Annotated in this window: 19 protein-coding genes; 6 read left to right on the forward strand and 13 right to left on the reverse strand. The window is 61.8% G+C overall.

From position 1 onward, the window contains the following. Nucleotides 1-126 precede the first annotated feature (126 nt). The 4 genes from V6B08_RS19815 to V6B08_RS19830 form a co-directional block, all read right to left on the reverse strand. Nucleotides 127-894 (reverse strand): hypothetical protein, encoded by a 768-nt coding sequence (locus V6B08_RS19815; RefSeq protein WP_341984186.1) that lies wholly within the window; start codon nucleotides 892-894, stop codon nucleotides 127-129. Nucleotides 895-921: 27 nt separating this feature from the next. After that, nucleotides 922-2028 carry a hypothetical protein gene (locus V6B08_RS19820; RefSeq protein ID WP_341984188.1) on the reverse strand — a complete coding sequence of 369 codons (1107 nt, stop codon included), beginning with the start codon at nucleotides 2026-2028 and terminating at the stop codon, nucleotides 922-924. Between the two features lie 47 nt (nucleotides 2029-2075). Then, nucleotides 2076-2573, reverse strand: a complete 498-nt coding sequence (locus tag V6B08_RS19825) for an MltR family transcriptional regulator (protein WP_341984190.1) — start codon at nucleotides 2571-2573, stop codon at nucleotides 2076-2078. Between the two features lie 107 nt (nucleotides 2574-2680). Continuing rightward, on the reverse strand, nucleotides 2681-3250 hold the full coding sequence (locus V6B08_RS19830) for an SOS response-associated peptidase (protein WP_341984192.1): 570 nt from the start codon (nucleotides 3248-3250) through the stop codon (nucleotides 2681-2683). 86 nt (nucleotides 3251-3336) lie between these two features. On the opposite strand from V6B08_RS19830, the gene V6B08_RS19835 reads away from it, so the two are divergent. Beyond that, complete coding sequence (locus V6B08_RS19835; RefSeq protein WP_341984194.1) at nucleotides 3337-3618, forward strand: hypothetical protein; 282 nt, start codon at nucleotides 3337-3339, stop codon at nucleotides 3616-3618. Between the two features lie 1099 nt (nucleotides 3619-4717). Here the strand turns inward: V6B08_RS19835 and recJ are convergent. The 5 genes from recJ to V6B08_RS19860 form a co-directional block, all read right to left on the reverse strand. After that, on the reverse strand, nucleotides 4718-6529 hold the full coding sequence (gene recJ / locus V6B08_RS19840; protein WP_341984196.1) for a single-stranded-DNA-specific exonuclease RecJ: 1812 nt from the start codon (nucleotides 6527-6529) through the stop codon (nucleotides 4718-4720). 3 nt (nucleotides 6530-6532) lie between these two features. Beyond that, complete coding sequence (gene glpX / locus V6B08_RS19845) at nucleotides 6533-7480, reverse strand: class II fructose-bisphosphatase (protein WP_341984482.1); 948 nt, start codon at nucleotides 7478-7480, stop codon at nucleotides 6533-6535. Between the two features lie 40 nt (nucleotides 7481-7520). Then, a complete protein-coding gene (locus tag V6B08_RS19850; RefSeq protein WP_341984199.1) occupies nucleotides 7521-8840 on the reverse strand; it encodes a homoserine dehydrogenase in 1320 nt (439 codons plus the stop codon). After that, nucleotides 8840-10057: an LL-diaminopimelate aminotransferase gene (locus tag V6B08_RS19855; RefSeq protein WP_341984201.1), complete on the reverse strand. Its 1218-nt coding sequence runs from the start codon at nucleotides 10055-10057 to the stop codon at nucleotides 8840-8842. Before V6B08_RS19855 ends, V6B08_RS19850 begins: the two co-directional genes overlap by 1 nt. Nucleotides 10058-10155: 98 nt before the next feature. Next, on the reverse strand, nucleotides 10156-11271 hold the full coding sequence (locus V6B08_RS19860) for an OmpA family protein (RefSeq protein ID WP_341984203.1): 1116 nt from the start codon (nucleotides 11269-11271) through the stop codon (nucleotides 10156-10158). 174 nt (nucleotides 11272-11445) lie between these two features. Between V6B08_RS19860 and V6B08_RS19865 the strand changes: the two genes are divergently transcribed. Further along, nucleotides 11446-13263, forward strand: coding sequence for a PHA/PHB synthase family protein (locus V6B08_RS19865; protein ID WP_341984205.1), 1818 nt, complete (start codon nucleotides 11446-11448; stop codon nucleotides 13261-13263). 23 nt (nucleotides 13264-13286) lie between these two features. Here the strand turns inward: V6B08_RS19865 and V6B08_RS19870 are convergent, their stop codons facing one another. From V6B08_RS19870 to V6B08_RS19885, 4 genes are all read right to left on the reverse strand, one after another. Then, nucleotides 13287-14432 carry a helix-turn-helix transcriptional regulator gene (locus V6B08_RS19870; RefSeq protein WP_341984207.1) on the reverse strand — a complete coding sequence of 382 codons (1146 nt, stop codon included), beginning with the start codon at nucleotides 14430-14432 and terminating at the stop codon, nucleotides 13287-13289. 131 nt (nucleotides 14433-14563) lie between these two features. After that, a complete protein-coding gene (locus V6B08_RS19875) occupies nucleotides 14564-15694 on the reverse strand; it encodes a dienelactone hydrolase family protein (RefSeq protein WP_341984209.1) in 1131 nt (376 codons plus the stop codon). A 9-nt stretch (nucleotides 15695-15703) separates the two neighbouring features. Continuing rightward, nucleotides 15704-16330 carry a hypothetical protein gene (locus tag V6B08_RS19880; protein WP_341984211.1) on the reverse strand — a complete coding sequence of 209 codons (627 nt, stop codon included), beginning with the start codon at nucleotides 16328-16330 and terminating at the stop codon, nucleotides 15704-15706. Between the two features lie 107 nt (nucleotides 16331-16437). After that, nucleotides 16438-16716, reverse strand: coding sequence for a hypothetical protein (locus V6B08_RS19885; RefSeq protein ID WP_341984214.1), 279 nt, complete (start codon nucleotides 16714-16716; stop codon nucleotides 16438-16440). 206 nt (nucleotides 16717-16922) lie between these two features. Here V6B08_RS19885 and V6B08_RS19890 point away from each other — a divergent pair, with 206 nt between their 5' ends. The 4 genes from V6B08_RS19890 to topA all read left to right on the forward strand — a co-directional run bounded on the left by V6B08_RS19890 (nucleotide 16923) and on the right by topA (nucleotide 22748). Beyond that, the gene (locus V6B08_RS19890) at nucleotides 16923-18080 is read left to right on the forward strand and encodes a helix-turn-helix transcriptional regulator (protein WP_341984216.1); all 1158 of its coding nucleotides are present in this window, start codon (nucleotides 16923-16925) and stop codon (nucleotides 18078-18080) included. Beyond that, complete coding sequence (locus tag V6B08_RS19895) at nucleotides 18081-19247, forward strand: helix-turn-helix transcriptional regulator (protein ID WP_341984218.1); 1167 nt, start codon at nucleotides 18081-18083, stop codon at nucleotides 19245-19247. 158 nt (nucleotides 19248-19405) lie between these two features. Next, on the forward strand, nucleotides 19406-19894 hold the full coding sequence (locus V6B08_RS19900) for a PAS domain-containing protein (RefSeq protein ID WP_341984220.1): 489 nt from the start codon (nucleotides 19406-19408) through the stop codon (nucleotides 19892-19894). Between the two features lie 115 nt (nucleotides 19895-20009). Then, nucleotides 20010-22748 (forward strand): type I DNA topoisomerase, encoded by a 2739-nt coding sequence (gene topA, locus V6B08_RS19905; protein ID WP_341984222.1) that lies wholly within the window; start codon nucleotides 20010-20012, stop codon nucleotides 22746-22748. The last annotated feature ends 1 nt before the right edge of the window (nucleotide 22749 follow it).

The following is a 22749-nucleotide window of genomic DNA, read 5'->3' on the forward strand; positions in this document are numbered from 1 at the left end:
GCCAGCGGCAGAAAGAACTGGTAATTCCCACAGCCTTCGCATTCGAAATGCATGTTCGTGTGACGGTGATCTACCGATGCAGGTTTCGCGCAGAGCGGACAATTCCCTACAGTCATAATGCCCCCGTCACATCGAAAATGGGTCTCGGGTTTCGAGCTTTACGTTGAGTTCGTCCAGCTCATTATTCATTTCATCGTCGGATGCCTTGCGAAGCGCCCAGTGTTTAGGATTGAACGATCTAGCCCGCTCTTCTTCAAAGTCTCCGTCTTGGTCGAGCAGTTGGCTGCATTTGCGACCTCCCCCAGCAAGCCGCATCAAGAAGTCGCACATCTTTTTCTTATTGCGAGTCAGAATTTCTATAGCCACCACCTCGGTCATGCAGTCCGCTTTCACCCCGGCAAGGATTTTGTCCTCCACCTCGTAGTAGAACTCAATCTTCTCAGGAAGGATCAGTGTGAATGCACGCAGAGCAATTAAACTATCAGCAACTCGTGGCTTAATGTCGGTGATCCGGGCGAGATTTGCATTGAGCACACCGGCCTGAAAATGATTAAGCAACCGTTTTTCAGTCGCGCCATACCGGCTTTCGGCAGCTTCGTTCTTCCACCATTGAGCTTCGTCGTATGCGGTTCCATATAGGCTGCTGATTTCAGTCCACAGTGCTTGCCGAAAGTTTCGCTTAGCCTTCTCGGCTTCGCTCACCTTCTGCCAATATGTCAGTAGCCAAATGAACGCCGATGACCCGACCGCCAACGATGAGCCCACCATAGCGCCTATCAGCGTTGAGTTTGCATTTTTTAGGAGTTCGCCGCCGAAATTGAGCAATGCCCATACGCCAATGTAGGGCAGCAGTAGCGCGCTGATAGCAACTGACAGAATCAGATTTGTCCGCATTGTCCCTACCCCCATGGACTTTGTCGATTAATCTCTATCCCACCCAGCTTTACCATCGCAGAATTCACAGCCGGTATAGCTACTACCCTCTAGATCACCGCCACCCATTTGCATTTCATTGCACCAGCCACAGGTGGCGATTGTCGGTTCTACACTCAGACATTCGGTGCAGACATAAACCTCTTTATGCTTCACCACGGTATCTACACCGATACAGTAAACGCAGTTCTTAGCACCGGTCGTCATTTCATGATCAACGTCTTCCGTATTGAGGGCATCGGCGATCTCAGAGCTGGTCAGCGTATGCCCACATGATTTGCATATGCCCTGTGTTCCGTGGTCGGCCTCCATTCGTATTGTGCTGCCACATCCTACGGTCGAGCATTTGAATTCGACATAGCGCTGGTGCAGCCCGCACACTTGGCAATCAAGGTCGAGGATCATATCAGTTACGCTCGACTCCTTCGAAGCCACGAACTGACAACCACCGCACTCCTCGTACTTGATGCCTTTCTTCTGATCGTTTTGTATTTCCGGCAATTCGCTGTCATACACCGCCTTTAGATACTGCCAATTCTGGCGCATCAATTTGTCAACGGCAGTGATCTCTACCCCGTACTTGGAGAACGGCTTCCCCCAACTCTTCAGCAGTCGTTCGAGGTGGTACCAGCCCAAGCACTGTTCCTTGATAACTGCTTCGATCTCTGATGGCTTTGCCCTCTTGGTTGCCGCCTCGTGGTAGAAATGAATGACACGGTTCCTGTTCTCGGCAATCGACTTAAATGCTGCCTTAGCATCGTCCGGAATATTCTCGCCACATACATTTCGGAGGCGAAGGATCGCATCATCTGTTCCAACCGTCTTCGACTTACCTTCGTAGAAATCTCGTTGTATCGCTTTTGATGGGTGCTCAACCACCAGCGTCCAATGCTCTTTCATCAATCTTGCTTTGAACATCAGCTCGATTGCAGTGGCGAAATTGATGATCGAGTATTTCGGGTGTGTTTCTATTTCTTTCGCGGCCCGATCAAGGAAGTCCAACGCGCTTTCCACGAGTCGTCGAATTGGCTTCTCGCTTCCGCCTTTAGCTTCGGCGGTCATGTTTCCCGCGAACAAATCTTTCTGTCGGCTCATGATTATTCCTTTGGGCCCTGCATCGTAATGCGGAGCGTCGTATCGTGTTATTTCATCGGCTTCTGCTTCTTAATGCGACTTGGCCTCGTCCCGAGTGTGACGTTGATCACTTGCGTTGAATGCCAAAATTTTTGTGCTGGCGTGTACTTCAGGTCTTTGCTGGAAAACTCAGTCGACAATTTCGAACACAACTTCACCACTGCCGGTTCATCGAACGAGCAATCGGGCTTATGTGCGAACTCGTTTCTGATCTTCGCTAATGTCTTTATCTCTTCGTATTCGCACTTGCTGATGAATCCTAGCGCGTAACACATACGCGCACGCGCAACCAACGGGCCTAGTGCGCCGTCAATCCCAACAATCTTCTGAGATTCTTCTGCATCGATTAAGTGCGCCAGCACCATCTGGCGTAATGTTTCATCAATGCTTGCAATTATGACCAGGACTTTTCCCCGGTCCGATTCATTGTCCATGTAATTATACACGCCGAACGTTCGCTTTACGTCCGGATGAGATATATCGAACACCACTGGCTTCTTTGTCATGCTGCGATCCGTTCTATTAAATCAGTGTGGTCTTTCTTGACGTTTCCCACATTGCGGCTCACTGGTAATGCTTCCATAAGATCGGGATCGTAAGGCTGAAATAGCGGTTACGGATCACCCTCGACTTCATCGAGCCACGCCTCCCAATCCTGTTCGTCTGAAATCACCGGCATCCGATCATGGATCGTTGCCATCAGCGAATTCGCCGTCGTGGTGAGGATTGAGAATGTCTTGTACCACCCGCTGTAGCCACTCTCTGGTGAATCCTTCCAGCCTTCCCAGATCACGGCTATCATCATCGGGGCTTGATCCTGGCTGCGGATTAGTAGGGGCCGTTTCACCTTCCCCTCTGCTCGCCACTCGTAGAACAAATCGACAGGCAGCAGTCCGCGACGCTTCTTGAATGCTACCCTGTAACTGGGCAGCGTCGCCACAGTCTCCGACTTGGCGTCGATCATGTTCGCCTGCTTCTGCTTGTCAGGCATGAAGCTAGGCACAAGGCCGAAGTGGAGCAGGTCAAGGCTGCCCTCCCCCGTTTCGGGATTTACCCGACACACCACCGCCTGCTGGATCGGGCAGAGATTATAACGCGGACCTGTGTTGGGCAGCCGCCACCGCACGCCTAGGGGTTCGGCGTAGCGGGCCACCTCACTGGTCTGTCCTATCCGTCCACACATTGACCGATGCCATCTCTTTCAAGCACCCGGACTATATTTGGAGAGCAGCCGCCCGGCTGCAAGTTCAACGCATACGGAATCCCATCATGGCCGACAACCTTTCCCCCAGAACCGTTCGCCGCTTCGGTCGCTATCGCGGCTACATCCTCGTCGAATACGAAGACGGCTCTATCTCGATCTGCTCCCCATCTGGCGTCCGACTTGCCGTCCGGTTCGGCATGGGGAAAGCTCTCGCCTTGATCGACCATTGGTGGGATAACGACGCCCATCCCCGGCCCGAAGACCAGCCCGACCCCGAGCCGATGCCGCCCGGAGAGTGGGAGCTAGAATGGGATGATCCCGTCCCGGTGTCTCGGCCCCGGCTATGAAAAGATGTGCGTAACCCCGTATCCGGCTCAGAACCCGTATCGACTCATGCTCCCTTTATATTCTTGTTGGGAATATGATCAATATTATGAGAGCTCTAGTGGAGTGCATCCGGTTTTGGATCGGTTTGCAAGCCATCCGCGACCAGTGCGGTGGTCGCTGGGAGGTGGACCTGAGACGGGCCGTCCGGGCTCCGGGTGCAGCGGCCAGGCAGGAGGACATTCACGACAGGGCACGGTGCCCGATGTGCCCCTCCGGCCGTGCGCTCGCCAGCGATCCAGTCATCAACAAGCCGAAGCCGAACAAGCTGATCTGCTTCAGCCACGCATGAAAGGAAGTTCAAGACAGCGAGCCCCCCAACGCATGACCCGATACCAAGGCCGTCCCACTCAGCACCAGCTTGAGCACCGCTTCCCCAAAATCGTGGAGATCGTGATTCCCCCGTTAGGCCCCGGGCTCCGGGTAATGCTGACCCACAATTGGCTACGACTGCACGCTGGCGAATATGCCAACTTGTCACGCAGCGACCGTGCCACGTTCGGCGGTGGTCGGGATAGGTAGCGCGGCAATGCTGGTCTTGCTCATTTTTAGGTGTGTTGGGTTGCACACTGTAGAGTCTTTGCTGGCTAAGTCGGAGCCCAGAAAATAGTAATCAACTGGGCATCAGCAGGAGGGATGAAGCGGGATATTCGGAGATTAAAGGGGGGATACACGAAACCGATCACAAAGCCGCATGTATCAAAGCGAAAATTCGAATTCCCCCTCACTTCACGCCCACTTACCAATTTGCCAGTATGTGCCTATGTCCTACTGTATGGTAAGTCAGTAGCTGACTCACTGTTTCGGCAGTCATACAAAGAAGTGCATAGATAGACTTAAGACTGTGGTTTCAATAGTACTGTCTCTCTAACCCAAACATGCATCGCAATAGTGTATAGAGCCGAGAGCTCGCTTCCCAATTTCGTTCAAACCAACTATCTACTTTACTATCTACATCGATCAGCCGCCCGCAAAGCAAGTTACTGATTTACAACAACATAAAATAAGGGTCGCCGCCTCCCGTAGGGGTCGCCACCTATTTTTCTTGAAAATCCGGGTTATTCACGCCACGTGAGCGGCGTCTTCCAGCACAAGCTGGATGCGGCGCTCGCCGCGCCAGTAATCGGCGCGCAGATGGCCGGCGAGATGCATCGGGCGGCCGGTACTGCGGGCCGCGATCAGCGCCTCGGCAAGTTCCGAACCCTTGGCGCTGCCGCCGCCATCCATGACGCGGAAGGCGATGCCGCGCAGCCGTGGCCCGTCGCCGCTTTCCGAACAGACCAGCAGGCGCAGATGGCGCTCGCCCACCACATCGGCCTGCAGGATGCGGGCGCGGGTGATGACAAAGCGCGGCTCGGCATTGCCCGAGCCATAGGGGCCGAGCATTTCAAGCTTCTCGTAAAGTTCCGTCGAACAGCCGCCGACATGCAGCGCGCCATCGAGGCCGAGGCTGGCATCGGCGCCGGCCTTGGCCACCTGTGGCGCCAACCGGGCGCTGAGGAAATCGTTCAGCGCCTGGATGCCATCGGCTGCCACCGTGAGTCCCGCCGCCATGGCATGGCCGCCACCATTCACCAGTAGGCCGGCCTGCTTCGCCGCCACCACGGCGCCGCCGAGATCGACGCCCGGCACCGAACGGCCCGAGCCTTTGGCAAGGCCGTTGTCTTCAATCGCCAGCACGAAGCTCGGCCGCCCCGCCGCCTCGCGGATCCGCGCGGCGACAATGCCGATCACGCCGGGATGCCAGCCCGCGCCAGCCACCAGCGCCAACGGCGCCTCATCAGGGATGGCTTGCAGCGCCAGCATGGCATCCGCCAGCACAAGCTGCTCGATCTCCTGGCGCTCCTTGTTCAGGCGGTCGAGTTCGCGCGCCAGATTGGCCGCCTCGCGCGGATCGTCGCTGGCGAGCAGCCGCGCGCCGAGATCGGACAGGCCGACGCGGCCACCGGCATTGACGCGCGGCCCGAGCAGGAAGCCGAGATGATAGGCGCCGGGCGGTTCGTTCAGACCGGCGACATCGGCAAGCGCCGCCAGGCCGACATTGCCGCGCCCGCGCAGCACCTTGATGCCTTGCGTCACCAGGGCGCGGTTTAGGCCGGTGAGCGGCACGACATCGCAGACCGTGCCGAGCGCCACCAGATCGAGCCAGCTGAGCAGGTCCGGCTCCGCGCCTTGCGCATAATAGCCGCGCTGGCGCAAAGCGCGGTTCAACGCCACCAGCAGCAGGAAGGCAACGCCGACGGCGGCAAGCTGGCCGTGGCCGGGCTGCTCATCCAGGCGATTGGGATTCACCACGGCCACCGCTTCCGGCAGATGCGGTTCGGCGAGATGGTGGTCGATCACCACCACATCGAGGCCGAGCTTCTTGGCTTCCGCCAGCGGCTCGAAGGACAGCGTGCCGCAATCGACCGTGACGACGACGCGCACGCCCTCCTCTGCCAGCTTGCGCATCGCCGGTGCGTTCGGGCCATAGCCTTCCTTCTGGCGGTCCGGGATATAGACCCGCAGCGGCCGGCCGATGGCCGAGAAGAACCGCTTCAGCAGCGCCGAGGAGGTGGCGCCATCCACGTCATAGTCGCCGAACACCGCCACCCGCTCGTTGCGCTCGATGGCCACGGCCAGCCGCGTGGCCGCCGTATCCATGTCGTGAAAGCGCGAGGGATCGGGCAGCAGGCGGCGCAGCGAGGGCTTGAGGAAATCCTCCACCGTCTCCGGGTCAACGCCGCGCCCGGCCAGCACGCGGCCCAATATTTCCGGCAGGCCGGCGCGCTGCGCCAAAGCCAAGCCGATGCGGTCATCGCCGCTGCGCAGCCGCCAGCGCCGCCCCTGCAGGGATTTATTGACGCCGAGGAAGGCTTCCGGCTGCGGCTGCATCGCTCAATCGAGCGCGTGCAGGATCACCGCCTCGATGCGGCGGATGGTGCGGGTCTCGGAGCGCATCGAGACCGAATGCACCTTGTGGCCGACTGCGGCGCGTTTGACGCCGGACAGCAGCGAGCCATCAGTGACGCCGGTGGCGGCGAAGATCACGTCGCCCGAGGCCAGGTCGGTGATCTCGTATTTGCGGTCCAGTTTCTCGATACCGAGCCGGCGGGCGCGCGAACGCTCATCCTCGTTGCGGAAGATCAGCCGGCCCTGCATCTGGCCGCCGATGCAGCGCAGGGCCGCCGCTGCCAGCACGCCTTCCGGCGCGCCGCCAGAGCCCATGTAGATGTCGATGCCGGTATCGCTGTCGGTGGTGGCGATGACGCCGGCAATGTCGCCATCCGAGATCAGCGCCACGCGGGCGCCGGTGGCGCGCACCGCGTTGATCAGTTCCATATGGCGCGGGCGATCAAGGATGCAGACAGTGAGATCGGATACCGCGACATTCTTGGCCGCCGCCAGGGATTTGAGATTCTCGGCCGGGCTGCGATCAAGATCGACCACGCCGGGCGGCAGGCCGGCACCCACCGCGATCTTGTCCATGTAGACATCCGGCGCATGCAGGAAGCAGCCGGCATTGGCAAACGCGATCACCGCCATCGCATTGGGTGCGCCCTTGGCGGCATTGGAGGTGCCTTCCAGCGGATCCAGCGCGATATCGATGGCCGGCCCCTTGCCGCTGCCGACTTCCTGGCCGACGAACAGGCGCGGCACGTCATCACGTTCACCCAGCCCAATCACCACCTTGCCGGCGATGTTCACGGCTTCCAGCGCCTTCAGCATCGCCGCCGAGGCGGCTTCGTCGGCGGCCTGCTCGTCACCCAGGCCGATCAGGCCGGCGGCGGCAATGGCGGCGGCTTCAGTCACGCGCACGGCTTCGAGCGTCAAGTTGCGCTCCATCGAAATGCTCTTCGCCGCCTTCGCCTTGGCCATCATTGCCTCACAGCGTTTCGATACGGATCAGGCGCGGCGCTTCCTGCATGGAGCGCAGCTTGGCGATCCGCTTCAGTGCCCGCACCATATCGGCCTCGCGGGCTTCATGGCTGATCAGCAGCACCGCCACCGGGGTATTCTCGCCCTCGGCACGGCCACGCTGCACCAGGCTTTCAATCGAGATCTTGTGGTCGCGCAGCACCGCCGAAACATCGGCCAGCACGCCCGGCCGGTCCTTCACCAGCAGGCGGATATAATAGCGGCCGACATGATCGGCCATCGCTGCTGACTTGAGCTTGCCGAGCTTCGCCGCCGGCACGCCGAAGGCGAAGCCGCTGCGACCCGCGGCGATATCGGCGAGATCGGCTACCACGGCCGAAGCGGTCGGGTTCTGGCCGGCGCCCCGGCCCTCGAACATCACCGGGCCGACGAAATCGCCTTCGGCGGCAACGGCGTTGAACACGCCATCGACATGGGCAATCGGCGTGTTGGCCGGCACCATGCAGGGATGCACACGTTGTTCGATGCCGCGCGGCGTACGGCGCGCGATGGCCAGCAGCTTGATGCGGTAGCCGAATTCGCGCGCGAACGCGATATCCACCGCCGAGACATGGCGGATGCCTTCCACATGCACGGCCTTGAAATCGACCTTGGTGTTGAAGGCCAGTGCGGTCAGCACGGTCAGCTTATGCGCGGCGTCGATGCCATCGACATCGAAGCTCGGATCGGCCTCGGCATAGCCGAGCTTCTGCGCATCGGCGAGCACGGCGCTGAAATCGCCGCCCTTCTCGCGCATCTCGGTGAGGATGTAGTTGCAGGTGCCGTTGAGAATGCCGTGCACGCGCTTCACGTTGTTGCCGGCCAATCCCTCGCGCAGCGCCTTGAGGATCGGGATACCGCCCGCCACCGCCGCCTCGAAAGCCAGCGGCACGCCGGCCTGCTCGGCAGCCAGCGCCAGCTTGTCGCCCTGCATGGCAAGCAGGGCTTTATTCGCCGTCACCACGCCCTTGCCGTTGCGCAGCGCGGTTTCGCAGAGTTCCTTGGCAACGCCGCCGGAGCCGCCGATCAGCTCGACCACCACATCCACATCGGGATCCTTGGCGATATCGACGGCATTGCTGTACCAGCGCCACTGACCTGCCGGCAGACCGCGCTTCTTGCGCTTGTCGCGCGCTGAAACCGCCACCACCTGGATCGGGCGGCCGCCGCGCGCGGCCAGCAGGCCGGCCTGTTCATGCAGCAGGCGCACCACACCAGCGCCGACAACGCCGAGGCCGGCGATACCAACGCGCAACGGCGACTGCTTGGACGATGCAGAACGAGCCATCAGCCAGCCACCTTCTTCAACGGCGCCTCTTCCTGATTGGAGGGCGAACCCAGCAGGCGCTTGATATTCTTCACCGCCTGGCGCGTACGGTGCTCATTCTCGACAAAGGCGAGACGGACGAAGTTGTCGCCGTATTCGCCGAAGCCGATGCCCGGCGCCACCGCCACCTTGGCCTCGCGCAGCAGCAGCTTGGAGAACTCCACCGAGCCGAGATGGGCGTAGCGTTCCGGGATCGGCGCCCAGGCGAACATCGAGGCATTCGGGTTCGGGATTTCCCAACCGGCCTGGGTCAGGCCCTGCACCAGCACATCGCGGCGCGATTTGTAGACGCCACGGATTTCCTCGACGCAATCCTGCGGCCCGTTCAGCGCCGCCGTGGCCGCCACCTGGATCGGCGTGAAGGCGCCGTAATCGAGATAGGACTTCACGCGGGCCAGCGCGCCGACCAGCTTGGCATTGCCGGCACCGAAGCCGATGCGCCAGCCCGGCATGTTGTAGGTCTTGGACAGCGAGGTGAATTCGATGGCGACATCGCGCGCACCCGGCACCTGCAGGATCGAGGGCGGCGGGTTGCCATCGAAATAGATCTCCGAATAGGCCAGGTCAGAGATGATCCACATGTTGCGCTTCTTGGCGAAATCCACCACCGCCGCGTAGAAGTCGAGATCGACGGTCATCGCGGTCGGGTTGGCCGGGAAGCTGACGATCAGCGCGATCGGCGCCGGCACGCTGTGGCGGTAGGCGCGATCCAGGCCGGCAAAGAAATCGAAGCCCGGGCCGATCGGCACGGAGCGCACATTGGCGCCGGCGATGATGAAGCCGAAGGCATGCATCGGATAGCTCGGGTTCGGCACCAGCACGGTATCGCCCGGCGCCGAGATCGCCATGGCGAGATTGGCCAGGCCCTCCTTGGAACCGAGCGTGACGATGCATTCCTTATCGGCATCCAGCGTCACGCCGAAGCGGCGGCCATAGTAATTCGCCAGCGCCTTGCGCAGGCCGGGCACGCCACGGCTGGAGGAATAACGGTGGGCACGCGGGTTCTGCGCCGCTTCCACCAGCTTGGCGACGATATGCGGCGGGGTCGAATTATCCGGGTTGCCCATGCCGAAGTCGATGATGTCCTCGCCCTGGGCACGCGCCTGGGCCTTCATCCGGTTGACTTCCTCGAACACGTAGGGCGGCAGGCGCTTGATGCGGTAAAACTCGGTATCCATGGCGTAGGTTCCAGTCTGGGAGAAATGAGCCGCCAGAAACGACAAAAGCGGGACTCGGTGGAGCCCCGTGCCGCCGCTGCTATCTAGCTCAATGTGGTCTAATTTTCGAGATAGATTTCGACGCGGCGGCTTTGTTCGGCGGTAGCGCCTGCGGCGGCCTGGGTATAGGCCGGGGCTCCCTCTGCCCTGGCCTCCAGAATCATCATGTTGGCCGGCACGTAATGTTTCTGCAGTTCGGCACCCGCGCTCTGGGCCCGCTTGGCGCTGATATCGGCAGCTTCGATGGTTGCCGAGGCATAGCCGACGACCCGAAGGCGGCCCTTGCCACCGACGCCCTTCTGATAGAAGGCCACATTCTTGAGCAATTCACGATCGCGCGCGTCCAGGACGGCCGAATTGGCCGCGAACCGCACCACGGCAAGAAGCTGGCGACCGCCAGGCTGCATGGTAGCCGAAGCCGGCACGGCGCCGGCCCCACCCAGCCCTGCAACCTGGGTTCCGGCCGGCTGGGCAAGCTGCGGCTGGCTCTGGGCCAGGTTCGGCGGCAGCACGGTGGCGGCGGAAGCCTGCAGGTTGGCGGCGTAGACCGAACCCATATTGGCGGCGTTGGCTGGCGCCTGATATGCGGGGGCCTGGTAAGCTGGCTGCTGCGGCGCGGCCTGGGCGGCCGGGGCATTCACCGCCCGCTGGCCGACCGGATCGTTGCGGCCCGCGGCCAGGCGCTGCATCTGCTGCGCCGGCACGGCGCCGCCTTGGAGCTGCTGGTTGGCCTGGATTTGACCCTGGGCCTGGCCCGGCAAGCCGGGAAGCTGGGTCTGCGGCGCGGCCGGGGCCGGCGGCACCTGGTTGCCGGTGGCCGGGCGGGCACGGAGCTCTTCGTCCGTATACCGCGCATTACTGCGGTCGGCGGCCAGCGTACCCATGGCCTGGCGGCGGTCGGCACTGCTCGACTGCTCCACCGGGCGCGGCGGCACGCGGCCGAGATTGGGGAACCGCTCATCGGTTGCGGCGGTGGCCGGCTTGGTAGCCTGCTGGGTAGCGACCGGATCATCATCGCCGAACCAGTTCAGCGGGTTGGCCCAGCTCGCCGCGTCGGACACGGTGGAACAGCCGGGCAGGACCAGCAGGGCGGCAAAGGCAGCAGCCAGCATGGCGGCACGGGCGCCAGTCGGGCGCTTGGTCGTCTCTGCCGTGAACTGGCTCTTGCTGCTCATCACCGAACTCCTCGAAACCTACCCCGCGCCAATCTGCCTTGTAGCATCATGGCTTGCGGGCATTACCCACAATCCCGTAACCTCATGTTCCGGCGCCAAGCGGCGGCGGGCGAGCGCGCCATGAATAAGGCCGACCGCCCGGAGGAAACGGGGTGAGAGAATAGGGATAGTCGGATGAACAAGCAACCAGACAGTGGCGTGAAGCTTCCCGACCCGACCGAATGGGCCAAGAACTGGAACGAGATCGCGGAGCAGAGCCAGAAGCTGGTTTCCGAATTCCTTGCCCGCCAGGGTAGCGAACCGCTGCCCTCCCCGGCCGCCATCGCCCCGGACCCGCTCAACATCGGCTCCGCCTTCATGGAAATGACGGCGAAGATGATGACCAACCCGGAAAAGCTGGTGGAAGCCCAGGTCGAGCTGTGGCGGGCCTATACCGAGCTGTGGACCTCCTCGGCGCAGCGCTTCATGGGCCAGGAGGCGCAGCCGATCGCCCAGCCGGAAAAGGGCGACAAGCGGTTCAAAGATGCCGCCTGGAACGAAAGCTACCTGTTCGACTACATCAAGCAATCCTACCTGCTCACCGCGCGCTGGCTGCAGAAGACCGTGAACGATGTCGACGGCCTGGATGCCAAGACACGTAAGAAGGTGGATTTCTATACCCGCCAGTTCGTCGATGCGATGGCGCCGTCCAACTTCGTGATGACCAATCCGGAAGTGCTGAAGGCGACCATCGACAGCAACGGCGAGAATTTGGTCAAGGGCCTGCACAACCTGCTGGAGGATCTGGAGCGCGGCAAGGGCAAGCTGAACATCAAGATGGTGGATGCCAAGGCGTTCGAGGTCGGCGGCAATGTAGCCACCACGCCGGGCAAGGTTGTCTACCAGAACGACCTGATGCAGCTGATCCAGTACAGCCCGACCACCAAGGAGGTCTACACGCGGCCGCTCTACATCGTGCCGCCCTGGATCAACAAGTTTTACATCCTGGACCTCAAGCCGGAGAATTCCTTCATCAAGTGGATGGTGGCGAAGGGCTACACCGTTTTCGTGGTGTCGTGGAACCAGCCCGATGAGCGCCATGTGGACAAGACCTTCGAAAGCTACATGCGCGAAGGCATCCTGGATGGCCTCGATGCGGTGAAGCAGGCCACCGGCGAAGAGGAAGTCACTGCCATCGGCTATTGCATCGGCGGCACCCTGATGGCCTCCACCCTGGCTTGGATGGCGGCGCAGGGCGACAACCGCATCAAGGCTGTCACCTTCTTCGCCGCCCAGGTGGAATTCTCGGAGGCCGGCGAACTCTCGGTGTTCATCGACGAGGAGCAGATCAAGTATTTCGAGGAGCTTATGTCGCAGAAGGGCTATCTCGAAGGCACCGAGATGGCGAACACCTTCAACATGCTGCGCGCCAACGACCTGATCTGGTCCTTCGTGGTCAACAACTACCTGCTGGGCAAGGAGCCCTTCCCGTTCGACCTGCTGTACTGGAATGCCGACGCCACCCGCATGCCGGCGAAGATGCACAGCTTCTATCTGCGCAACATGTATCAGCGCAATCTGCTGGCCCAGCCCGGCGGCCTGGAATTGGGCGGCCAGAAGATCGACCTGCGCAAGATCAAGATTCCGGTCTACCTGCAGGCCAGCCGCGAGGATCACATCGCGCCGTTCCGCTCGGTCTACAAGGCATCGCAGCTTTATTCCGGCCCGGTGCGCTTCCTGCTTGCCGGCTCCGGCCATATCGCCGGCGTGATCAATCCGCCGGCGGCGAAGAAGTACCAGCACTGGACCAACGACACCAAGACCAACCCGGCCAAGGTCGAGGACTGGATCAAGGGCGCCACCGAGCATCCCGGCTCATGGTGGGAGGACTGGGATGCCTGGCTCTCGGCGAAGTCCGGTCCGAAGGTGAAGGCGCGCGTGCCGGGTGACGGCAAGCTCAAGGCCATCGAGGACGCCCCCGGATCCTACGTGAAGAAGCGCATCATCGACTGATGCGCCAGAGCTGTCCTGCTGCTTCAATGCAGCGGGACAACCAGCCGGCATGAGAGATCGTGCAGAACACGCCCGATCAATTCCGATTGGCGGCTGGTGCCGGTCTTGGCGAAGACCTGCCGAATCTGCACCTTGATCGTGTGAGTGCTGATCCCAAACTGGGCACTGATCTGATCCAGCGTCAAATCCTCCAGCAAGGCGATGACCAGGCGACTTTCCGCTGGCGTCAGGCCATACAGGCTGCGGAGCATCTCGGGCGCCGGTGAGAGCCGCAGCTCAGGATCGTTGATGAACAGCATGACGGCCGAGCGCCACGCCAGGGGCAGGCCCTTGGCCGCTCCCGGCATCGGCGCCACCATCACCGCATAGGGCTTAAGGCCCGATGGCCGCTCCACCCGGACCATGCTGGCCGCCTGGGTATGTGCGGTCAGGCTCGCATAGCGCCCCACACGCCCCGCCAGGGCAACGCTCTGCGCCAATTGGCTGTTGGCCGTTCGGTTGCCGACCCGCAACTGACCGCGCCGGAAAGTAATGCCATCATCCTGCCGGCATATCTCGTCGGCAGCCTGGTTGGCATAGAGCAGACGGCCTTGATCATCGACGATCACGATGCCGGTGGAAAAGCGGTCCATGGCCGCTTCCCGCAAGTGTCGTTCATCGGCCAGCAAGTCGAATTGCCGGTTCAACCGCATGGCCCGCTGCAGATGCGGTCCCATAAACCCAATCAGCCGCTCCATCTCATCATAGTGGCGATTGCCCGCTTCCCGTTGCAGCGATGCGAAGAGCAGATGCCGGGCAGGATCCTGCTCGGTCAGGTAGCCGAAGCTGGAATCCACCCCCAGCGGCTTGGCCCAGTCGTTATAGAATTCCGACCTGTAGAAATCCGCAGGCTTCACCATCTCGCTGCCGAACAGCACGCGCCCGGCAGTCATCTGTGGGATCGACAAAGCCCAGGGATTGGTCGTGACGTAGTAATCGTTATAGGAGGCGGCATGGCTGGGTGGCAGGCCGGAGACGGTCAGGCTCAGCGCCCGCCCCGCCGAGGCCCGCTCATCCCATGAACGCACGGCAATGACAAAGCCGGGGAAATGATGGCACAGCCGGTCAACAAAACGCTGCCATTGGCCATCCTCGAAAGCCGAGGCATAGATCACCTCAATGGCTTCCAATGCTATGGTCTCGACAGAGAGCCGCTTTGGCACTTAACACCTATCCAGCCAGGGCCGATCATCGTGCAGCATCGGGATTAAACCAGCTTGGCGCTTGAAAGCGAAGCGCGAAGTTACAACCCCTTGCCGCCCTAATTCTTTGCCATGGCACGGTCGAGAAAGCCGAACAGCCGGTTGGCGGTGTCGGCGGTAATCGTACCGCTGTAGGTATAGACCACCTTCGCGCCACGAATGTCGGTCTTGGAAAAACCGCTCATCCTTGGGCAATCCCAGCAATGAGTGGCATTGGGAAACACATGCCACTCCACAGGCGCGCCAGCCTGCTTCAGCTTTTCCAGCCCCGGCAGGCACTCCTCTGGCGGCGCCTCGGTATCGGCGCCCCCCATCAGCACCAGCATCGGCTTGTCGATATCCTGGCGCAACACGCCCATGCCGGCGACGCAGGCCGGATAAACCGACACGACCGCATTGATCCGGTCGCCGGCAGCAAGTGTCTCGCCGAGCAGTTTGCTTGCCGCCATCATCCCGGTCATGCCGCCAACGGAAAACCCGGTCAGACCGATCCGCTGTTTGTCCACGAAGTCGAAACCGCGCAGATGCTGCGCTGCCAGCGCTGCGTCACGCACGATACGTTCGTAGGTGACGCCACCTTTCGGGCCATAGCAGATGGTATCGATACCGCGGCTGCCGATGGCGTCCAGGACGAAGGCGACATAGCCGCGCTTCACCGTCTCATGCGCCCAATTGATCAGGTCCGGATCAGTAGCGCCAGCCGAACAGCGGCTGACGATAATCAGCGCCGGAAACGGCCCCTGCCCCGCCGGCTTATAGATCGCGGTGACACCCTGACGCGCCGCCGTCAGCTCGACCGGCCCCGTTGGATAAATGATATCCGCCGCCTTGGCGGCATTGGCGCGAACCTGGTCCGGCGACAGCATTTCGATATCGGCGGCGGTGAAGGTCTTGGCCTCTCGACCACAGGCGGTACGCATCTGCGCGCCAGCTTCAAGGCCCGATGCCACCGGTTCGGCATAGCGGCCCTTGGCAGCGATGGCGAGGTCGAGCACGGTATCCACCGTCAGCTTTTTCCGCGCATCCTCGTCCATCTGGCAATAAACGCTGATGTCTGGAAACTTGCCCTTCAGTGTCGCAACAATCTTCTCGACGAAGGCCGGATCGGGCTTACCTTGTGCCTGCGGCGCAGCGGGCATGAGTCCCGCCAGCAGCAGGCTGATGCCCGCGATGGCAATGCAGCGTTTCATAGCCCCTCGTTACGGTGCCCGCTTGTAGGAGATCATTTCGTGGTAGCGGCCATTGCGGCTTACCGCCACCCAATGGCCCACCGAGGGCGCATACCAGTAGCTGAAATGGTATTGCCCCTGGGCGTGCTTGAACACGCAATCCACCGGGATGGTATCGAAACGCCCGGCCGTGACCGCGATATTCTGGGATTCCTCCACCGTGCAGGTAACCTCGAAGGGCAGATTGGCGCCACCCGTCTCATTGACGCCACGCGATTTTACCGATTTGCCCTGCGCCAGCGGGAAAATCGCATCCATCGGGCTTTCGGTCTTCATCTTCAACGCGCCGGTGAAACCACTGCCGGTCCATTCTGGCATATTGGTGAAGGCCCGGCTGTGCTTCATCACGCCGAACACCCGGCTTTCGTAGGTGATGATGTCGCCATCGATGGCAACAACGCGCTGCACATCGTCCAGCGGCCCGACCCGGAAGGTGAATTCATCACCGATCTTGTATTGCGGCAGCGGTGCCGGCGGCAGCGCCGTGGTCACCGGCTTGGCATCGCGACTGGTGGGGCCGCAGGCGGTCAGCAGCGGGCCAGCCAGCAGCAGGATACAGGTTGAAACCAGGCTGGTCCGGGACAGTGTCAGCGGCATGGCGGTCTCTCGAACGGTGGCAGGACAAGGCAACACAAGCCGCTATCCGGAGGGAGGGGTATAGGTATGACCCGGACAGCGGCTTGCGGATGGGCCGGCTGGTGGGATCAGCCGCCCATGCAGGAACGGCCGATCTTGGCGCCAGCCTCGGCGCCCACGGCCTGGGGATTGCCCTTGATCTTGCCGGCACCAGCCAGCGTGCGGACCTGGGTGGTCACGGCAGTCTGAATGCCCGCCGGGCCACCGCCACACAGCTTGGCTTTGTCGGGGTTCGCGGCGGTGACGGCGCTGACAACCGCATCGACCTCGGCCGGATTCTCCGCCGCCTGAACCATGGGGGCGGCGAGAACAAAAATAGCGGCGGCGCAAAACATGCTGAATTTCATTGTTGTCTCCCGGTTAGGTTGGAGGATGGGGTGTAAATGACCCTCACTTAAAGTTGTTACTCACCCCACCCGTTTAGGCTATCGGGGTGTTTATTAATTGCGCATCACTCGAACGAGCTATGCGCATAAACATTCTCTTTATTGGATGCATTCCGGTGCTAATCTTCTCGCATAAACAGAGGGTATATTTCCGGCGGGGGCAGAGTATGGACGTTGTGCTATTTTCCACCCTGGTCGAGGCGCTTTACGAAGCCGCCCTCAATCCTGCGCAGTGGAATGGCATGGCGCAGCGCATCGCCGCCGCCTTCGACGCCCCAAGCTGCGCGCTGCAATTCCGCGACTCATCCGCCAATCAGACAGCGGTGCTTTACGTCACGGATAACTACGACCAGAAGTCGCTGCAGGATTATGAGAGCTATTTCGCCAGCCGCGACCCCTATGTCGACGGCGCGCTGCGCGCCGGTGTCGGCAGGCCGATGCTAGGCCAGGAGATAATCTCCCCCCAGGATTACATGAACAGCGAGATTTTTGTTGATTTCGCTAAACGCATCGGGATCTGCCATATCGTCGGCGCGATGCTGCCGGTCAGTTCAACCGCCATTGGCGGGCTCGGCATCCATAGTGAAGTTGGCGCCGCACCCTTCACTGCCGAGCACAAGACCCAATTTACATTGCTGCTGCCACATGTGATCCGGGCCTTGCAACTGCATAGCCGCCTGAACACGCTGGAACGCGATCGTGCCATCGGCTTCGGAGGACTGGAGGCCTTGAGTGTCGGCGTGATGGTGGTAGCCCTTACCGGACGGCTGCTCTTCGCCAATAGCAGTGCCGAGCGGCTGCTCCAGCTCGGCCAGGGCATCACCGCAAGCCATGGCTACCTGCGCACCCAGATGCCTGCCAACCAGCCAGCATTGCAGAAGGCAATCCACGATGCCGCGCTGATGCCCCAGGGCGGTTCCCGCACGGCTGGCGGCCTGGTGCTGGCGCCGCGCGGTCCCGGTCCCGAAAGCGAGAACAAGCAGCCGCTCTCGCTGCTGGTCTGCCCGGCGCCCGGCAATGCCATGGGCAGCGACCTGCGCAAAGCCGCTGCCGTGATCTTCGTCAACAACCCCGACGATGAACGCAGCCCCAGCGAGGCAGCACTGATGTTGCAGTTCCGCTTCACGTCGGCGGAAACCAAACTCGCAGCCGCCCTGCTGGAGGGCGAACAGCTTGAAGAATATGCCCAGCGCGCTGGCCTCAGCCTGCATACGGTGAAATCGCAGCTCCGCCAGGTATTCGCCAAAGCCGGCGTCTCGCGCCAGGCGGAATTCATCCGCAAGGCACTGTCCAATCCCATCCTCAGCCTTTGCCGGGAGAACTGAATGGATGTGATGCAGCTCTCATCGCTGATCGAGGCGCTTTACGAAGCCGCCCTCAATCCTGCGCAGTGGAATGGCATGGCACACCGCATCGCCGCCACCTTCGATGCGCCGAGCTGCGCGCTGCAGATACGGGATGAAGCCGCACCACAGACATCCCTGCTCTGCTTCACAGATAATTACGATGAAAAAATGCTGAGCGACTATGCCGAGCATTTTTATGCTGATGATCCCTATGTTGAACGAGCGATGAAAATTGGTATCGGCGTGCAGGTTGCCAGCAGCGGCATGATGACCAAGAGCAGCCTGTATAATTCTAAGTTTTATGCAGACTTCGGCAAGCGGGGCGATATCTTTCATCTTACTGGTGCCATGTTGCGCATCAGCGAAACCGCGCTCGGTGGCATTGGCATCCATCGCCCGTATGGCAGCCCGGATTTCCAGGCAGCGGATAATCATGCTGTCAGCCTGCTGTTGCCGCATCTGACCCGCGCGCTGCAAGTAAACAGCCGCCTAAGCACACTTGAACGCGATCGTGCCATCGGCTTCGGAGGACTGGAGGCCTTGAGTGTCGGCGTGATAGTGGTGGCCCTCACCGGACGGCTGCTCTTCGCCAATCGCTGCGCCGAGCAATTGCTGCGTCTTGGGCAAGGCATCACCGCAAGCCATGGCTACCTGCGCACCCAGATGCCTGCCAACCAGCCAGCATTGCAGAAGGCAATCCACGATGCCGCGCTGATGCCCCAGGGCGGCTCCCGCACGGCTGGCGGCCTGGTGCTAGCGCCGCGCGGTCCCGGTCCCGAAAGCGAGAACAAGCAGCCGCTCTCGCTGCTGGTCTGCCCGGCGCCCGGCAATGCCATGGGCAGCGACCTGCGCAAAGCCGCTGCCGTGATCTTCGTCAACAACCCCGACGATGAACGCAGCCCCAGCGAGGCAGCACTGATGTTGCAGTTCCGCTTCACGTCGGCGGAAACCAAACTCGCAGCCGCCCTGCTGGAGGGCGAACAGCTTGAAGAATATGCCCAGCGCGCCGGCCTCAGCCTGCACACGGTGAAATCACAGCTCCGCCAGGTATTCGCCAAAGCCGGCGTCTCGCGCCAGGCGGAATTCATCCGCAAGGCACTGTCCAATCCCATCCTCAGGCTCTGCCGGGAGCCGCAAATGGATTGAACTGGCAGCTGCCGCTCCTGGCGTTGCACCGGCAGCTCATGGCGGCCTGCCCCAAGGTATCTTCCGGACGGCCAATCGGGTTATAGTTAATAAAGTATGAATCGCCCGATTCGCCGCCTTCTGGCTGGCATCGGAAGTGAAAGGATTCGGAACAGCCGATGGCCGACCCGGCACCCGTCCTGACCCTGCCGCTCTTGCGCTCGCTTTACGCCTATTGGGACGGCAAGCGGCAGGGCCGGCCTCTGCCCGACCGCGCCGATATCGACCCGATCGAGATGCGGCCCTGGCTGGGGAACCTGATGCTGGTCGAGCGCAGCGGCGAGGATGACTATATATACAGGCTGTACGGCTCGGCTTTTGTTGACCAGTTCAAGGTCGACATGACCGGCCAGTCGATCTCCGCCCTGCCGCAGCAGCAGGCGCTGCTGCTGCGCACCGAATACGCCGCTGCCGTGCGTGCCGGCATCCCGCTCTCGCGCCAATATACCGCCACCTTCGACTATACCTCGCGCGACAAACGCTCGGCTTGGCAGGTGGAACGCACCTGGGAACGCCTGGTGCTGCCGCTCACGGGCGGGGCTGAGTCGGTGCGGATGCTCCTGGTTGGCGCCTATCCCCTTGAAACGGTTGAAGAACCAGCCAAGTAACGGCATCGCCAAAGCGGTTCGATTTGACAGCGGCCCGGCTTTTGCCCATGTTCTGGCCGCCGTTAACACCCGCTGGCACTCCCCGCCGGCGCCTATTTGAGATGCCCCGGACCCGATGAAAGTTGTCGTCGTCGAAAGCCCTGCCAAGGCCAAAACCATCGAGAAATACCTCGGTCCCGGCCACCGTGTGCTGGCCTCCTTTGGCCATGTCCGCGACCTGCCGGCCAAGGACGGCTCGGTGGAACCGGACAAGGATTTCGTGATGCATTACGAGATGTCCGGGCGCGGCAACGAGTCGATGCGGGCCATCGCCACGGCGCTCAAAGATGCCGACAGCCTGATCCTGGCGACCGACCCCGACCGCGAGGGCGAGGCGATTTCCTGGCATGTGCTGGAAGCGCTGGAAGCCAAAAAGGCGGTAAAGGGCAAGGCGGTCAGCCGCGTGGTGTTCAACGAGATCACCAAGGCCGCCGTAACCGATGCGATGCGCAACCCGCGCGACATCGACATGGACCTGGTTAATGCCCAGCAGGCCCGCCGGGCGCTGGATTACCTGGTCGGTTTCACGCTCTCGCCCGTCATGTGGCGCAAGCTGCCGGCGGCGAAGTCGGCTGGCCGCGTGCAGTCGGTGGCGTTGCGCCTGATCTGCGAGCGCGAGACCGAGATCGAGGCGTTCCGCGCCCGCGAATACTGGACGATTTCCGCCGAGTTCCTCAACGCTGCCGGCCAGAAGGTTTCGAGCCGCCTGGTGGAACTGGCAGGCAAGAAGCTCGACAAGTTCGACCTCGACAATGGCGACAAGGCGCATGCGGCGGTGGCGAAGCTCGCCAACCTCGCCTACTCGGTCGCCGATGTCTCGATCAAGCCGGCGCGGCGCAATCCCTACCCGCCCTTCACGACCTCGACCCTGCAGCAGGAAGCCGCGCGCAAGCTCGGCTTCTCGGCGCAGTTCACCATGCAGCTCGCCCAGCGCCTCTATGAAGGCGTCGATATCGGCGGCGAGACCACCGGCCTGATCACCTATATGCGTACCGACGGCGTCAGCATGGCTGACGAGGCCATCCGTTCGGCGCGCGACGTGATCGCCGAGGATTTCGGCCGCGAGGCGGTGCCGCAGAGCTGGCGCGTCTACAAGTCGAAGCAGAAGAACGCCCAGGAAGCGCATGAGGCGATCCGCCCCACCGACTTCCGCCGCCGCCCGCGCGCCGTGGCGCGTTATCTCGACGATGCCCAGCTCAAGCTCTACGAACTGATCTGGACCCGCGCGCTGGCCAGCCAGATGGAAAGCGCCGAACTCGAGCGCACCAGCATCGACATCAAGGATGGCGCCAATACTGGCACTTTCCGCGCCACCGGCACCGTGGTGCTCTCGCCCGGCTTCCTCAAGCTTTACGAGGAAGGTACCGACGACAAGAGCGGCGATGACGAGGAAGGCGCGCGCCTGCCGAAGCTGAATGTCGGCGACAAGCTCAGCACCCAGGACGTGAAGCCGGAGCAGCATTTCACCGAGCCGCCGCCGCGTTTCTCGGAAGCCAGCCTGGTGCGCAAGCTGGAAGAACTCGGCATCGGCCGGCCTTCCACCTATGCCGCGATCCTGGAAGTGCTGCGCGCCCGCAATTACGTGAAGATGGAAGCCAAGCGGTTCGTGCCGGAAGATGCCGGCTGGCTCGCCTTCGCCTTCCTGGTCTCCTTCTTCGACCAGTATTTCGCCTATGACTTCACCGCCAATCTGGAAGAGAAGCTCGACGAGATCGCCGAGCACAAGCTCGACTGGAAGAAGGTGCTGGAGGATTTCTGGCGCGATTTCAGCCAGGGCAGCGACGACCATACCTCGGTGAAAGACGCCATCACCCGCATCGACGAAAAGATGGGCCGGCGCGGCGAAGTGCTAGATGCCATCAATGCGATGCTGGAGCATCATTTCTTCCCCGCGCGCGAAGATGGCCGCAACCCGCGCCTCTGCCCGGCCTGCAACAAGGGCGCGCTGGGTATTAAGGCCGGCCGCACCGGCGCCTTCATCGGCTGCTCGGATTACCCGGAATGCCGCTACACCCGGCCGCTTTCCGCCGGCAACGGCAATGGCGACGAGATGGCGCTCTCCGGCCCGCAGGTGCTGGGCGAGGACGAGAATGGCGTGCCGGTTACGCTGCGCCAGGGTCCGTTCGGCCCCTATGTGCAGCTCGGCGAGGCCGAAGGCGAAGGCAAGGCCAAGACCAAGCCGAAGCGCGCGTCGCTGCCCAAGGGCTTGCAGGGCGAGGAAATCTCGCTGCAACTGGCGCTGAAGCTGCTGGCGCTGCCGCGCGTCGTCGGCCTGCACCCGGAAACGCAGAAGGAGATTCTCGCCGGCCTCGGCCGCTTCGGCCCCTACCTGCTGCATGACGGCAAGTATGCCAAGCTGAAAGACGCCATGGAGGCGCTGGAAATCGGCATCAATCATGCGGTTGAGAAGATCGCCGCTGCTGCCGCGCGCGGTCCGGGCCGCAAGCGACCGGAGCCGAAGCCTTTGCGTACCATCGGCGCGCATCCGGCAGATGGCGAGCCGGTGAACGTGATTGATGGCCGCTATGGGCCATACCTGAAGCACGGCGACACCAACGCGCCGATCCCGCGCGGCGAGGATCACACCACGCTGTCGCTGGAAGCCGCCATCGCGGCCATCGCGGCCCGTGCCAAGGGCGGCAAGGGCAAGAAGGCTTCGGCCCGCAAGGCGGCGCCGAAGAAAGCTGCCGCGCCGAAGAAGCCGGCAGCCGAGAAAAAGCCTGCGGTTGAGAAGAAAGCCGCGCCCAAGAAGGCTGCCGCCAAGAAACCGGCCGCGAAGAAGAAAGCCGCGCCGAAGAAAGACGCTGCGGAATAGA

Source organism: Ferrovibrio sp. MS7 (assembly GCF_038404985.1).
In the GTDB taxonomy this organism is placed as follows: Bacteria; Pseudomonadota; Alphaproteobacteria; order Ferrovibrionales; family Ferrovibrionaceae; genus Ferrovibrio; species Ferrovibrio plantarum.

Bases quoted from the DNA above. Each gene is read 5' to 3' on its own strand.
- recJ (WP_341984196.1), bottom strand. From the start codon at position 6,529: ATGCAGCCGCAGCCGGAAGCCTTCCTCGGCGTCAATAAATCCCTGCAG.
- V6B08_RS19885 (WP_341984214.1), bottom strand. From the start codon at position 16,716: ATGAAATTCAGCATGTTTTGCGCCGCCGCTATTTTTGTTCTCGCCGCC.
- V6B08_RS19830 (WP_341984192.1), bottom strand. From the start codon at position 3,250: ATGTGTGGACGGATAGGACAGACCAGTGAGGTGGCCCGCTACGCCGAA.
- V6B08_RS19875 (WP_341984209.1), bottom strand. From the start codon at position 15,694: ATGAAACGCTGCATTGCCATCGCGGGCATCAGCCTGCTGCTGGCGGGA.
- V6B08_RS19855 (WP_341984201.1), bottom strand. From the start codon at position 10,057: ATGGATACCGAGTTTTACCGCATCAAGCGCCTGCCGCCCTACGTGTTC.
- V6B08_RS19820 (WP_341984188.1), bottom strand. From the start codon at position 2,028: ATGAGCCGACAGAAAGATTTGTTCGCGGGAAACATGACCGCCGAAGCT.
- V6B08_RS19860 (WP_341984203.1), bottom strand. From the start codon at position 11,271: ATGAGCAGCAAGAGCCAGTTCACGGCAGAGACGACCAAGCGCCCGACT.
- V6B08_RS19890 (WP_341984216.1), top strand. From the start codon at position 16,923: ATGGACGTTGTGCTATTTTCCACCCTGGTCGAGGCGCTTTACGAAGCC.
- V6B08_RS19865 (WP_341984205.1), top strand. From the start codon at position 11,446: ATGAACAAGCAACCAGACAGTGGCGTGAAGCTTCCCGACCCGACCGAA.
- V6B08_RS19825 (WP_341984190.1), bottom strand. From the start codon at position 2,573: ATGACAAAGAAGCCAGTGGTGTTCGATATATCTCATCCGGACGTAAAG.
- V6B08_RS19850 (WP_341984199.1), bottom strand. From the start codon at position 8,840: ATGGCTCGTTCTGCATCGTCCAAGCAGTCGCCGTTGCGCGTTGGTATC.
- glpX (WP_341984482.1), bottom strand. From the start codon at position 7,480: ATGGAGCGCAACTTGACGCTCGAAGCCGTGCGCGTGACTGAAGCCGCC.
- V6B08_RS19900 (WP_341984220.1), top strand. From the start codon at position 19,406: ATGGCCGACCCGGCACCCGTCCTGACCCTGCCGCTCTTGCGCTCGCTT.
- V6B08_RS19895 (WP_341984218.1), top strand. From the start codon at position 18,081: ATGGATGTGATGCAGCTCTCATCGCTGATCGAGGCGCTTTACGAAGCC.
- topA (WP_341984222.1), top strand. From the start codon at position 20,010: ATGAAAGTTGTCGTCGTCGAAAGCCCTGCCAAGGCCAAAACCATCGAG.
- V6B08_RS19815 (WP_341984186.1), bottom strand. From the start codon at position 894: ATGCGGACAAATCTGATTCTGTCAGTTGCTATCAGCGCGCTACTGCTG.
- V6B08_RS19880 (WP_341984211.1), bottom strand. From the start codon at position 16,330: ATGCCGCTGACACTGTCCCGGACCAGCCTGGTTTCAACCTGTATCCTG.
- V6B08_RS19835 (WP_341984194.1), top strand. From the start codon at position 3,337: ATGGCCGACAACCTTTCCCCCAGAACCGTTCGCCGCTTCGGTCGCTAT.